The sequence below is a fragment of the Winogradskyella sp. genome, assembly GCF_965228925.1.
GTDB lineage: Bacteria > Bacteroidota > Bacteroidia > Flavobacteriales > Flavobacteriaceae > Winogradskyella.
In genome coordinates this window covers 953196-965881 of record NZ_OZ245845.1, presented here as the reverse complement: position 1 = coordinate 965881, position 12686 = coordinate 953196, and the positions used below count along the sequence as shown (strand labels likewise).

Sequence of the window (12686 nt, the reverse complement as noted above, 5' to 3'; positions counted from 1 at the left end):
AGTTCTACTAAAAAAATTATCTTTGCTGTCCTATTGAGAATAAGGTTTAATTAAATCTAAGATACCACGCTTAAAGCGTGGTCATATTTATGGCAAGGATACTCACAGGCATTCAAAGTACAGGCACACCTCATCTAGGTAATATTTTAGGTGCTATTTTACCCGCAATAGAAAAAGCAAAAGATGCGGCCAATGACTCGTATTTATTTATTGCGGATCTGCATTCTTTAACACAGATTAAAGATGCCGAAATACTTCGTAACAATACCTATTCTACGGCAGCAACGTGGTTAGCCTTTGGATTAGATATAGAAAACAGCGTGTTTTACAGGCAAAGTGACGTACCGCAAGTCACCGAGTTAGCTTGGTATCTCAATTGTTTCTTTCCTTTTACACGTTTAGAATTGGCCCATAGTTTTAAGGATAAAGCGGATCGATTAGATGATGTTAATGGGGGCTTATTTACTTATCCTATGCTAATGGCCGCGGATATTTTGCTCTATGATGCCGACATTATCCCTGTTGGGAAAGATCAGGAACAACATATAGAAATGACACGAGATGTGGCCTCACGATTCCATGCCAAAATGAGAGGTGAAACCTTCGTGTTGCCAAAAGCTGATATACAAAAAGATACCATGCTTATTCCTGGTACAGATGGGGCTAAAATGAGTAAAAGCAAAGGTAATATTATTGACATCTTTTTACCAGAAAAGAAATTGCGTAAGCAAATTATGTCTATCCAAACCGATAGTACTCCGCTCGAAGATCCTAAAGATTGGAGCACCTGTAATTGCTTTGCTATATATAAACTGCTAGCTTCTGATGAGCAGATTACTGAAATGAAAGCCAATTACGAAGGTGGTAACTATGGTTATGGTCATGCTAAACAAGCCTTATACGAATTAATTTTAGAGCGTTTTGCCGAGCCTAGACAGCGCTATAACTATTTTATGGACAACCTTAACGAAATTGATGCGGCTTTAGCCAAAGGCGCCGCTAAAGCTGAGGTTGTGGCGGATGCTGTTTTAAAGCGAGTGAGGGCAAAGGTAGGGTATTAGAACTAGAACTTTAATTATGAAAAAGGAATTAATAAGTCCACTTTTTACCGCAGCAGCCATGCTATTATTGATTATTTCAAGGTGGGTTGGTGACCATCCCTTGGATTGGATCGCCTACACTGCAATGATAATTATGTTAGCATGTATTACGCTTATCATTAAGGAAATCAAAAAAATTAAATAAGCTCAAACAACTTCCCAGGTAAGGGCCTAACGACACCTTTGAGTTCCATATTGAGTAAGAGTCCTGCAAGTTTGTAGGTCGGCATGTTGCAGTCTAAAGCAATGACATCGAGCAATTGCTTGTTATTTTCTTTCAGGTAATTATAGATTACCTTTTCATTGGCATCTAATTCAACAAAGAGTTGCTTTTGTACAGCTGGCTTTTCGTCTTCTTCTAGTTGCCAATTCATTATATATGGAATGTCCATAGGATGGGATAATAAATGCGCTTTCTGAAACTTAATCAAGTTATTACAACCTATACTCTGGCTGTCCGTTGTTCGACCAGGCACCGCAAAAACCTCGCGATTATAGGAATTGGCAATATCAGCAGTTACCAAACTTCCGCCTTTTTCTGCAGATTCTATGACTACAGTTGCTTCGCTTAAGCCAGCAATAATGCGGTTTCGTTTTAAGAAATTATTTCTATCGAATACATCGGTACTCCAAAAGTCAGTGTAAAACCCTCCGTACTTCTCAATATCAGCCATGTACTTTTTATGCGCTTTAGGATAAATCTGGTTAAAGCCATGTGCTAGGCAACCAATGGTTTGCAAATTGTGTTTTACGGCTGCTTTTTGCGCTGTAATATCCGTGCCATAGGCAAAGCCAGATACAATAACGGGATTGAATGGCGCTAAAGTTTCCACTAAATTTTCGCAAAACGCGGCTCCATTTGTCGTTATTTTTCGGGTGCCGACAATACTGATAATAGGCTGTTGCCTTAAGTTGATATGACCTGTTTGAAATAACAGTATGGGACCGTCGATACAATGTTTTAGTTTTTCAGGATAGCTGTCATCTGCAAAATAGTGAACTACCACATGATGATCTCTTATGAATTTTAGCTCATTCTCAGCCTCTTTGAGATGGCTACGGTCAAAAAGCCCTTTTATAGTCAATGTGCCTACCCCATCAATCTTTAAAAGATGAGCCCTCTTTTCTTTTAAAACCGCTTCAGCCGAACCACAATGATTAATTAATTTTTTGGCCGTAGTAGCCCCTATTTTGGGAACATGTTGCAAGGCTAAGGCATAAATTAATTGTTGATCTGTCATTCGTATTACACTGATTTAAAGTCTACAAGAAACTAAATTTTTTCGATGTTAATAACTAAACACCCCTAAACTTCGTTCACTTTCAAAAATTTTTAACTTTGTCTTACTATGCAGTTAGAAACCTATATTAGCGATCTTTTATACCGTTACGATTGTGTGACGGTACCCCATTTTGGTGCCTTTTTGACCAATCGTGTTTCGGCCAAAGTTCATGAGACCACACATACGTTTTATCCGCCTAAAAAAGTACTGTCTTTTAATGAGCAACTGCAAAATAATGATGGCTTATTAGCTAATTATATCGCTGAGATAGAAAAGATTCCTTATGCGGCCGCCAATGCTAAGATTTCAAAACAGGTTAAGGCTATTAAATCCTATCTGATTGAAGGGGAAACCATCCAGCTAGAACATATAGGTGAGCTCATATTGAACCGAGAAGGCAAAATGGTATTTAACCCATCTAGCCATATCAATTATTTAACGGATGCTTTTGGACTGTCGCATTTTACATCTTCAACGGTTAAACGTGAAACTTATAAGGAGGAAGTTGAAGCCATCGAAGCTGCTGCTCCTATTGCTTTTACCCCCGAGAGACGTTCTAATACCAATTGGTTAAAATATGCTGCAGCTGCAGTTATTGTGTTAGGTTTAGGAACTTATTTTGGCTTTAACTATTATAGTAATACGATCGAAAACCATAATGAGTTAGCGCAAGAAGAAGCAAACGCACAACTGGATGCCAAAGTGCAAGAGGCTACCTTTGTTATTAGCAATCCATTACCCGCAGCGACCCTATCCCTAGAAAAACAAACGGGGAATTATCATATTGTTGCTGGTGCTTTTAGGATTGAGGCGAATTCAGACAAAAAAGTAGATCAACTTAGAGCCAAAGGTTATAAAGCTAGAAAAATTGGCAAAAACCGCTATGGTTTACACGAAGTGGTCTACGCCAGTTTTGAAACTAGACTCGAAGCCCATCGTGCCCTCTATAAAATCCGTCGCGAGCATAACAAAGATGCTTGGCTGTTGATCAAGAAGCTAGATTAAACATCTCTTATCCATTTATTTTTTCTATCCACTTCGAATTGCTTCGGCTGTGCTCAGTGAGACATTATTGAAATCTTATATAAATCTAAAATCCTGGGGCTACCATCTAAAATCGACTTATCTTTGCACAAATTTTAAGGATTTATGCAACCCAGAACCGCATTTCAGTCTAAAACTGTTGTAACGGATTTAGTTTTACCTAGTGAAACCAATCCTATAAATAATCTCTTTGGTGGTGAATTATTAGCACGTATGGATCGCGCGGCTAGTATCGCTGCAAGACGACACTCACGCCGTATCGTGGTTACCGCTTCCGTAAATCATGTGGCCTTTAACAGGTCTGTGCCTTTGGGAAGCGTGGTGACTATAGAAGCTAAAGTATCACGTGCCTTTACCTCATCTATGGAAGTTTATATGGACGTTTGGATCGAAGACCGCGAGTCTGGCGAATGTATTAAGGCCAATGAAGCCATTTACACCTTTGTCGCCGTTGATGAAACCGGAAGGCCTGTAAAAGTCCCTGAACTCATCCCTGAAACCGAATTAGAAAAAGAGCGCTACGATGCTGCCTTGCGTCGTAAACAGTTGAGTTTAGTTTTGGCAGGAAAGCTCAACCCATCTGACGCTACGGAGTTAAAAGCGATTTTTGAGTAATTTCCTTTGTCGTTCCTGCGTGTCACACTGAGCTTGTCGAAGTGCGCGGGCAGGAATCTCATATTATAACTTCTTATATCAATAAGATTCCGCATCAATCCCGATAGCTATCGGGACGGAATGACAGTTCTAATTAAACCTTTTCAAATTCGTTAAGTCTTATCATAGAACCGAATTTATTTATGATGAGATATTTAGTCTACACCCTTGTTTTTGTTTTTGCATTAAGCTTTAGCTCTTGTGCTAAACGTGTTGTGGTAACACAACCTGCTTCTGTAACTGTGATTAAAAAACTACCGAGACAATACAAAATCGTTAGAGTTAATGGAAAACGCTATTATTTCTTTAATGGCAGGCATTATAGAAAAACGCGCAATGGTTATGTTGTTGTAAGGGTTTAATGTTTGGCAAGCCAAGATTCAGGATTAAGCACTTGGTTGTTTTTATTAATTCTAAAGCCAAGGAGGGTCTCTCCTCTGATTTTATTGGTGAACACTTGCCCAATGACCTGACTTGTAGAAACTTTGTCTCCTTTCTTTACATAGACCTTAGAAAGATTCATATAAATCGTCAGGTAATTTCCGTGTCTAATCAATACGGCAGGGTTACCATTTTTAACGATTAAGATTTCAGAGACCTCGCCATTAAATACGGCCTTAACCTCAGCGTTGGTTTCTGTTGCAATCTGTATGCTCTTATAATTATTTGTTACGGAAGCATCAGTCAACGAACGTCTTTTGCCAAATTTGCCTTTAATAACCCCACGTGATACTGGCCAGCCTAATTTGCCCTTATTGGCCTCAAAATTTGAAGCTAGTTTTTTAGACTCTGGAGTCAGGACGAATTTTCCAGTCGATGTTTTCTTTCCCGCTTTTTTATTAGAAGCCGCTATGGCTTCTCTAATTAAGCGGTTAATTTCTCTATCTAATCGATCCGCTTCTTGTTTCTTTTTCTTAATCTGAGCTGCAAACTTGCTCATATCGGCTTTTATAGAAGCCATCAAGGTTTCACGCTCCTTAAGCTCCTTTTCAAGCTCACGCTTAGCAATTCTATTCTCTTCAATAAGCTTTTGTTTATCCTTCTTTTGTTTTGAGAGTTGTAAATTAAGCTCTTGGAGCTCTTGGGTTTTGGCCTTTATAGCTTCGCCTTGCTCTTTTTGATAATTTGCATATTGCCTAATATACTGTAACCGTTTATAGGCCTGTTTAAAATTACTTGAAGACAGCAAAAACATCACTTTGCTCTGCTCTGACTTGCTTTTATACGATTTAACAACCATAGCGGCATAGTCCTCTTTAAGTTCTTTTAACTGTTCCCTTAAACTTGTGATTTCCTTTTGGTTGGCATTAATTTCTCTTGTCAGTAAATTGGCCTGTTCGTTGGTGATTCTAATTAGGTTTTTTCTCTTATTGACCTTGTAATTTAAATCCTCGATTAAGGTAATCTCAGATTTTTCTTCTTTTTCCTTGTCGAACAATAAAGCCCTAAACTGCTTCATTTCCCTAAGGATTTGTTGGCGCTGTGCCTCAAGCTTTTTCTGTTTGTCACTTTGTCCTAATAAGATGTTTGACGAGAATAATGCCGCCAAAATAAACAACGCATAAATGCGGCTTTTCATGATTCTAATTTTATGAGATTTTTCGTCGTTCATTCTTCACTTACTTCGAATTTAGCCTGTCTTGAGCGCAGTCGAAAGGCTCAGCACAGGCAGTCGAAATGACAATATACTATTTAATGACTATTTCTTTATAACCAGAAGGTATCTTAAACGGAAAACGCAGATCACCATTTAAGGATGTGGATTTAAACTCCATGGTTATCGCCACCTCATCGGCATCTTCTACTGCTATAATCCTAATATGCTTGGGTAATACTTGCTGATCCACTTCTTGATAGGATTTATAATCCACCTGAAGAATACGCCTTTTTAATTGCTGAAATAGCTGTAAACTATCCATCTTAAAATGTGATGGGTTAATTAAATAAAACAGCTCCAAAAGTGCATTCTGGTCTTTAGGTTGCAAAGCATAAGAGTTTTCATTGACCGAGATGGAATGTGGCTCATCCTTTAGATTATAAATCGCCTGACCAAGCAAGATATTCTGAACCTTTGAATAGTCTAAATCTACACCGACAAAATCACTGAGCAACTTGTAATCCCCATCAAAGTATTCGTTATCCTGTTTGTTATAAAACCGGACTTTATCTGGGGTTATCATCATACGTGCCAAACCTAATGGTGCACTAAGCCAAATCACTTTGTCTTTCTCTATTCTTAAATTAAACGTCGCACCTTGTTCTTTTTCGCCTTGACTCAAATCGATTCGTACTTTAGCCTGCATCGTCTTGAAATCCGCATCATTTTTTTCGTGCTGCTTAATCACCTGTTTTGCAGAAAGCTTATCACTAGCCTCACCTGAAGCCATAACGCTTTTGGCCGATTTACAATTGATCAGTAGTGTCATTAATACAAACGTTACAACTATGTTGTAGTGCTTCATTATTTGATTAAAAGTCATCTATTGTTGGGCTTTTATAGCTTGTGCTTTTTTAGCAAACGTTTCAGATTTACTAATATTATTTAGGGCTTTGTAGGCCAGACTTAATTCTGAATAAAAATCTGCCTCCATATTTGGATCATCTATTAAAAAATCCAACCCCATTTCTAAACTATCAATGGCCTTTTTATGGCTGCTTTGTTTATTATTTGCAACTCCATTAACCAAATATAAAATGGGCTGCGCAGGATACAATTCTAAGGCTTCTTCACTTCCGGTTACAACGGCGTCATAATCTTCAACATCTAATTGTAAAAGTAAAACATCCTTAATTAGCTTAAAATCATTCGGAGTCTGCTTTAGAGCCGCTTTAAAATTAGTCAAGGCCTTTGATTTATCGCCTACTTTGAGATAGTATCGTCCTAGATCACTATAAGTTTGCGCATCCTTTTGCTCATCAACCTCAGCTGTAATAGCGATTAATTCACTTTCATACTCTGGATGTCTGGACACAAAAGCCACAAAGTCCTTTAAAACTTTAGCTTTGGCATCTGCATTAATTTCTGGACTTGTCAGTGCAATTTTCACAGAAGCAATGGCATCTTCAACCTTACCGTCTTCGAGATAAAACTTATAGAGAGCCAAATGCACAAACTTAGACTCTGGTTTTATCTTTAAAAGATTTTGAGCTACCTTATAGGCTTTCTTTTTATTACCTGTCTGGCTATATCTATAAATTAGCTTTAAATGGTTTTCTTCATTATTTGGGTTATTGGCTATGCGTTGCTCCAAATTGTCTATACGATCATCGGCGTTGCCCGTAATGCTATAGATATCATTTCGCATAGCATCCCTAGCCTCACTTACCCCCAGCTCTTCATCGAGTTCGTCTAATAAATCCAGAGCTTGCTTATAACGTTTTTCCCTTACATATAATGCCGCTAAATCTTCTTTATAATCTGGATGGTATTTTACCAGTTGCTTAATGGTTTTAATGGCATTATTAATATCATCTTGCTGATAATACACATCATAGAGCTCATCTAAAAACCATTCGTTATCGGGTTGCATTCGGATGGCCGTTTTAAGGTGTTCCTCTGCCGCTCCGAAGTTTTTGAGTTTATTATAATTTTTACCAAGCTCGAAGTAAATCACTGGTTTTTTACTATCGAGATTTAAGCATTTATGTAGGGCTTCTACAGCTCTTTCATAATTTTCTATTCCTTTTTGCTTTAAAGCTTCAAAAAAATGTTCTTGAAATTCGTCCTTTACATTGCCTAAGTCGTCATCTGGACGTTTATTAAAATCGACTTGGGCATAAGAGGGTTGTAGAATAAAAATTATTCCAAAAACGATTATTGATATATATATTACATTTTTCATGAAAAGAGATTCCTGCCTCCTCAGGAATGACAGGCAATTTTTATTCCAAAACCGAATAATCGCCTATACTAATTTTTGTAAAGCCACCATCATAGTTAACATAGTTACCAATCATTGCTTCCTCTAAATTAGCGTTTTTGATACGAGTTTGGTTTTGAATTAAGCTATTTTTAACGCTTGAATCTTCAATAATGCAATCCTTGCCAATAGAAACGTAAGGACCAACCGATGTATTGCGCAACACCGTTCCAGCATCAATAAAACAAGGTGGAATAATAGTTGAGTTCTCTAATACTACAGAATCATCAACTAATTGCTCTTCATTATCAGATTGTAAAAAGCCTAGCATTTTGGCATTTGTTTCTAAGGTCACATTTTTATTCCCGCAATCCATCCATTCATCAACAGTACCTGTTTTAAATACCTTGCCATCAGCCATCATGCGCTTAATACCGTCATTGATCTGATATTCACCACCATTCATGACGTTCTCATCTAAAACTTCTTGAAGCTTCTCTTTTAAAACTGCAACATCCTTAAAGTAGTAAATACCGATTACCGCTTGGTCGCTTACAAACTCCGTCGGTTTTTCAACGAGTTCTATAATGTGCTCATTCGCATCCAATTTTACCACGCCGTAAGCTTCTGGATTGTCTACCTGCTTAGTCCAGATCACACTATCTGCAAATGGATCTAAATCAAATTCTGCTCGTATCAATGTATCTGCATAAGCAATAACCGCCGGACCTGATAAGGATGGTTTTGCACTCATAATGGCATGACCCGTGCCTAAAGGTTGATCTTGTCTATAAATAGATGGTTTGGCCCCTAATTCTTGAGCCAACTGCCTTAAGCTTTCTACAACATCATCACCGAAGAATGCAGGATCCCCTAAAACAAATGCGATTTCTTCAATTGGTTGTTTTAATACTTTAGCAATGTCTTTTACTAATCGATGTACAATGGGTTGACCCGCGACTGGGATTAGTGGTTTGGGTACGGTTAAACTGTGTGGTCTGAGGCGAGAGCCACGTCCTGCCATAGGTACTATTATTTTCATAAGTCTTATTTATAGTTGGTTTGTAGATTCTTTAATTTCGATAATCCTCAAGGGGACAATTCTTATATCGTCAATCGTCGTTCTAAAATCATTTGGTTCCTGTGCTTCCAAAACCGCCTTCACCTCTCTCTGTCTCTGAAAGCTCCTTTGTTTCTTCCCATTCCGCACGTTCGTGTTTAGCTATGACGAGTTGTGCGATACGTTCACCATTCTGAATGATAAAATCTTCTTTAGAAAGATTTACGAGAATGACGCCTATTTCCCCTCTATAATCGGCGTCAATGGTTCCTGGGGCATTTAAGACCGTTATACCTTTTTTTGCCGCTAAGCCACTTCTAGGTCTTACTTGGGCTTCATAACCTATCGGTAACTCAATAAATAACCCTGTACCTACAATGGTGCGTTCTAAAGGTTTTAGAACTCTAGATTCGGTTAAGCTGGCTCTCAAATCCATACCAGCTGAGGCTATGGTTTCGTAATGTGGTAAATCGTGCCTGGATTTATTTATAATTTTAATCTTCATGTTTTTACCTTTTTAAAGACGTTTCTCAGTTGGTTCTTTTCCAAGAGCATAACGAGTCCCAAAAATACGATTAACATCGCAATACCTACAATATAAACACCTCGATATTTATAAAAAGATAACATTGAAAAGCCAATGGAAATCAATAGGTACAGCCCTATTTTTTTGAGATTATAGGGAATGGGATAGTATCTTCTTCCGAAATAAAACGATAATAACATCATACTTGCATAAGCTACTAATGTTGCTACAGCAGATGCCTTATAACTGTAGGCTTCAATAAAAATGAAATTAATAACCAACGTAATTATAGCCCCGACAACAGAAATGTAAGCACCAAACTTTGTCCTATCTGTTATCTTATACCAAACCGACAGGTTATGGTAAATCCCCAAACAAAAATTGGCCAATAAAATTATGGGTACAATCCACATCGCATCCCAGTAGGCTTCACTTCTAATAATAAGGGGTTTTAATGCATCTACAAACACAACCACTGCTAATAATATGATAGACCCCAAAGCCACAAAGAACTCTAAAATATTGGCATAATTTTTCTGTGGGTTTTTGGCCTTGGCATGACTGAAAAAAAAGGGTTCTATGCCCAAGCGGTAGGCCGTTGCAAAAAGGGTCATAAATAAAGCTAACTTATAACAGGCCGAATACATGCCTATGTCGTTTTCGGCAATATCTGCCGGTAATAATTCTTTAAGTAATATTCTATCGAACGTTTCATTTATTGAGAATGCCACACCTGCTATTAACACCGGAAAAGCATAACGTAACATCTGTTGCCATAACTGTTTATCGAATCGATACTTGATTTTTGTATAGAAGGAAAGCATCGCCAATAAAGTAATGGCACTAGCGACGAGATTGGCAATAAAAATATAGCTGATCTCGAAATTAGTCTTGTAAATACGTTCAAATAATCCAGATTCTTGAGCTAATTGCTTTAATGCCAGCAAGAAGAAAAGGTTGAGACCAATATTAACTGCGACATTCAGTATTTTAATAACCGCATATCGCATGGGCTTTTCATTAGCTCTTAACCAGGCAAAAGGAATAATGACCAAAGCATCTAAAAGCAATATCCAAATCACCAAATTGATGTATTTAACATCTATGGCAATGACATTGGCTATTTGATTCTGAAATATAAGTGCGAGTAAAAAAAAGCCGATTGATGAGACCACTAATGATAGCGTTGCTGTACTGACGACTTTGGCTTTATCTTCTTCCTTATTAAAAAAGCGAAAAAAAGCGGTCTCCATACCATAAGCCAAAATCACATTAAATAATACGAAATACGAAAAAATAACCGATACTTTTCCATATTCAGAAGGGTTTGCAAGAACGGCTTCACTTGTATATAGCGGTACCAACAGGAAGCTTAACATTCTAGGTAGTACCGTAGCAATACCATAAATAAACGTTTGCTTAAAAAGAGATCTTAATCCGCTCAATCTTTGTAGTTCTTGTAAGTCTCAAAAATATTAAATATTACTGGCTCTTTGATGTTTAGAAAATAAAAAAGCCTCACTAAAAAGCAAGGCTCTATTTTAAGTGTGCAACATCTACTTATCTTCATCATCTTCATCTAAGGTTGCCATACCGTTTGAGTCGGTCATTGCATAAATTGAAGGAGGTCCGTTCTCATAGTAAGTTCCAGCAACTTCATTAAGCGTTTTTATTTTGTAATATTTTGTTTGACCGTCTTCAACATAGCTTAAGACGCACTCATCATCATCAAGATCAAATGGATAGTCCACAGGCTTGTCGGCCATTCTAAATACATAACGGCGTGATGGGTGCTTTAAAACGGCGATATACGCTCTTTCTTTCTCAATGAGTTTTCCTTTTAAATTTCTGAAATAAACCTCGTCAAAAACAACGCCTTCATCAAGGTCGGAAATTGGAATAAAGAGATTTATACCAGTACCGCCAACCTTAATACCTGCATACCATTCTTGAAAGGTGACAGGTTTTACGGTGAAAGGGGGTTGTTCTTCAAATGTAGTGGCTGTTGTTTTTGAACTGGCACATTGAAACACCAATGACAATGTGAGGCCAAAAACAATGGCGTAGCTCGCCTGTTTTAGCTTTTTCATTATAAGTAGGTTAAAATTTGGAGAAGCAATTTATAAAAATATTCTATTTAATCGATTTTTTTAGCTTTTAATCGATGAACGACATCAGGTAGGATGCTTTGATGTCAAAAAAAAACCCAACTATAAAGTTGGGTTTAATACGTTATAACTATTATAAACACTAACTATTAAGGGCTTCTGCACCACCAACAATCTCTAAGATTTCATTAGTAATAGCCGCCTGTCTTGCTTTGTTATAGGTTAATTTCAATTGATCTCTTAACTCTGTGGCATTATCTGTCGCCTTGTGCATCGCCGTCATACGCGCTCCGTGTTCTGAAGCAAATGAATCTCTAATCGCCTTAAACAATTGCGTTTTTAATGACTTTGGAATTAAGGTTTCTACGATTTCTTGCTTAGAAGGTTCGAAGATATAGTCTAAATTCACATTGGCATCACTTTCAACAGGAACTATAGGTAAAAATTGTTCTGTCATTACGATTTGTGTCGCCGCATTTTTGAAGCTGTTGTAAACTAATTCAACTTTATCAAAATTCCCTTCAACGAACTGGTCCATAATCATTTGGGCAATATCAGCGACATTGTCATAAGTAAGGTCGTCGAAAACCTCACTCTTATTGGCGATGATGGTTTCTTTTTTGCCAAAAGCATCGTTAACTTTCTTACCAATAGTTAAAATTGAAACCTCTTGATCCTTATAGTCTGATAAGAGCACTCTAACCTGTTTAATAATGTTTGAGTTAAAGGCTCCTGCCAAACCTCTATTTGACGATATAGCGACTAAAAGTACCTTTTTCACCTCTCTTTGCTCAGCAAATTTACTTCCACTATCGGCGTCTAGAGTTGCGCTAAGACTTTGAAGCAATTCCGTTAACTTATTAGAATAAGGACGCATTGCTGTAATAGCATCTTGAGCCTTCTTTAACTTCGCAGCAGAAACCATCTTCATGGCACTGGTAATCTGCATTGTTGAAGATACCGTAGATATTCTATTACGTATTTCCTTTAAGTTTGCCATTTCTATTATTTGTCATTCTGAATTTAATTCAGAATCTTTATACATCTTATT

General features: G+C 37.5%; 14 protein-coding genes. 5 read left to right on the top strand and 9 right to left on the bottom strand.

What is annotated here, in order from left to right; all coding sequences use genetic code 11:
• Positions 1–89 precede the first annotated feature (89 nt).
• Together trpS and ACO052_RS03925 are read left to right on the top strand one after the other, a co-directional pair.
• Positions 90–1061: a tryptophan--tRNA ligase gene (gene trpS / locus ACO052_RS03930; RefSeq protein WP_422106713.1), complete on the top strand. Its 972-nt coding sequence runs from the start codon at positions 90–92 to the stop codon at positions 1059–1061.
• 16 nt (positions 1062–1077) lie between these two features.
• Positions 1078–1245, top strand: coding sequence for a hypothetical protein (locus ACO052_RS03925; RefSeq protein ID WP_422106712.1), 168 nt, complete (start codon positions 1078–1080; stop codon positions 1243–1245).
• On the opposite strand, the gene dprA is transcribed toward ACO052_RS03925, so the two are convergent.
• Positions 1238–2341, bottom strand: coding sequence for a DNA-processing protein DprA (gene dprA, locus ACO052_RS03920; RefSeq protein WP_422106711.1), 1104 nt, complete (start codon positions 2339–2341; stop codon positions 1238–1240). The two genes, ACO052_RS03925 and dprA, sit on opposite strands and share 8 nt — an antisense overlap.
• Positions 2342–2449: 108 nt before the next feature.
• On the opposite strand from dprA, the gene ACO052_RS03915 reads away from it, so the two are divergent.
• The 3 genes from ACO052_RS03915 to ACO052_RS03905 all read left to right on the top strand — a co-directional run bounded on the left by ACO052_RS03915 (position 2450) and on the right by ACO052_RS03905 (position 4443).
• Positions 2450–3388 (top strand): SPOR domain-containing protein, encoded by a 939-nt coding sequence (locus ACO052_RS03915; protein ID WP_422106710.1) that lies wholly within the window; start codon positions 2450–2452, stop codon positions 3386–3388.
• 144 nt (positions 3389–3532) lie between these two features.
• Positions 3533–4042 (top strand): acyl-CoA thioesterase, encoded by a 510-nt coding sequence (locus ACO052_RS03910; protein WP_422106709.1) that lies wholly within the window; start codon positions 3533–3535, stop codon positions 4040–4042.
• A 182-nt stretch (positions 4043–4224) separates the two neighbouring features.
• A complete protein-coding gene (locus ACO052_RS03905) occupies positions 4225–4443 on the top strand; it encodes a DUF6515 family protein (protein WP_422106708.1) in 219 nt (72 codons plus the stop codon).
• Here the strand turns inward: ACO052_RS03905 and ACO052_RS03900 are convergent.
• The 8 genes from ACO052_RS03900 to atpG form a co-directional block, all read right to left on the bottom strand.
• A complete protein-coding gene (locus ACO052_RS03900) occupies positions 4440–5660 on the bottom strand; it encodes a murein hydrolase activator EnvC family protein (RefSeq protein ID WP_422106707.1) in 1221 nt (406 codons plus the stop codon). The two genes, ACO052_RS03905 and ACO052_RS03900, sit on opposite strands and share 4 nt — an antisense overlap.
• Positions 5661–5769: 109 nt before the next feature.
• Positions 5770–6561: a DUF4292 domain-containing protein gene (locus ACO052_RS03895; RefSeq protein WP_422106706.1), complete on the bottom strand. Its 792-nt coding sequence runs from the start codon at positions 6559–6561 to the stop codon at positions 5770–5772.
• The gene (locus ACO052_RS03890) at positions 6562–7923 is read right to left on the bottom strand and encodes a tetratricopeptide repeat protein (RefSeq protein WP_422106705.1); all 1362 of its coding nucleotides are present in this window, start codon (positions 7921–7923) and stop codon (positions 6562–6564) included.
• Between the two features lie 40 nt (positions 7924–7963).
• Positions 7964–8983 carry a sugar phosphate nucleotidyltransferase gene (locus ACO052_RS03885; protein WP_422106704.1) on the bottom strand — a complete coding sequence of 340 codons (1020 nt, stop codon included), beginning with the start codon at positions 8981–8983 and terminating at the stop codon, positions 7964–7966.
• Positions 8984–9071: 88 nt separating this feature from the next.
• Positions 9072–9506: a dUTP diphosphatase gene (dut, locus tag ACO052_RS03880; protein WP_422106703.1), complete on the bottom strand. Its 435-nt coding sequence runs from the start codon at positions 9504–9506 to the stop codon at positions 9072–9074.
• Positions 9503–10972 carry an oligosaccharide flippase family protein gene (locus ACO052_RS03875; protein WP_422106702.1) on the bottom strand — a complete coding sequence of 490 codons (1470 nt, stop codon included), beginning with the start codon at positions 10970–10972 and terminating at the stop codon, positions 9503–9505. The genes dut and ACO052_RS03875 overlap by 4 nt, the downstream gene beginning before the upstream one ends.
• Before the next feature lie 111 nt (positions 10973–11083).
• On the bottom strand, positions 11084–11617 hold the full coding sequence (locus ACO052_RS03870; RefSeq protein ID WP_422106701.1) for a hypothetical protein: 534 nt from the start codon (positions 11615–11617) through the stop codon (positions 11084–11086).
• Between the two features lie 160 nt (positions 11618–11777).
• Positions 11778–12635 (bottom strand): ATP synthase F1 subunit gamma, encoded by an 858-nt coding sequence (gene atpG / locus ACO052_RS03865; protein ID WP_422106700.1) that lies wholly within the window; start codon positions 12633–12635, stop codon positions 11778–11780.
• Positions 12636–12686: the final 51 nt, after the last annotated feature.

Bases quoted from the DNA above. Each gene is read 5' to 3' on its own strand.
- trpS (WP_422106713.1), top strand. From the start codon at position 90: ATGGCAAGGATACTCACAGGCATTCAAAGTACAGGCACACCTCATCTA.
- ACO052_RS03925 (WP_422106712.1), top strand. From the start codon at position 1,078: ATGAAAAAGGAATTAATAAGTCCACTTTTTACCGCAGCAGCCATGCTA.
- dprA (WP_422106711.1), bottom strand. From the start codon at position 2,341: ATGACAGATCAACAATTAATTTATGCCTTAGCCTTGCAACATGTTCCC.
- ACO052_RS03915 (WP_422106710.1), top strand. From the start codon at position 2,450: ATGCAGTTAGAAACCTATATTAGCGATCTTTTATACCGTTACGATTGT.
- ACO052_RS03910 (WP_422106709.1), top strand. From the start codon at position 3,533: ATGCAACCCAGAACCGCATTTCAGTCTAAAACTGTTGTAACGGATTTA.
- ACO052_RS03905 (WP_422106708.1), top strand. From the start codon at position 4,225: ATGATGAGATATTTAGTCTACACCCTTGTTTTTGTTTTTGCATTAAGC.
- ACO052_RS03900 (WP_422106707.1), bottom strand. From the start codon at position 5,660: ATGAAAAGCCGCATTTATGCGTTGTTTATTTTGGCGGCATTATTCTCG.
- ACO052_RS03895 (WP_422106706.1), bottom strand. From the start codon at position 6,561: ATGACTTTTAATCAAATAATGAAGCACTACAACATAGTTGTAACGTTT.
- ACO052_RS03890 (WP_422106705.1), bottom strand. From the start codon at position 7,923: ATGAAAAATGTAATATATATATCAATAATCGTTTTTGGAATAATTTTT.
- ACO052_RS03885 (WP_422106704.1), bottom strand. From the start codon at position 8,983: ATGAAAATAATAGTACCTATGGCAGGACGTGGCTCTCGCCTCAGACCA.
- dut (WP_422106703.1), bottom strand. From the start codon at position 9,506: ATGAAGATTAAAATTATAAATAAATCCAGGCACGATTTACCACATTAC.
- ACO052_RS03870 (WP_422106701.1), bottom strand. From the start codon at position 11,617: ATGAAAAAGCTAAAACAGGCGAGCTACGCCATTGTTTTTGGCCTCACA.
- atpG (WP_422106700.1), bottom strand. From the start codon at position 12,635: ATGGCAAACTTAAAGGAAATACGTAATAGAATATCTACGGTATCTTCA.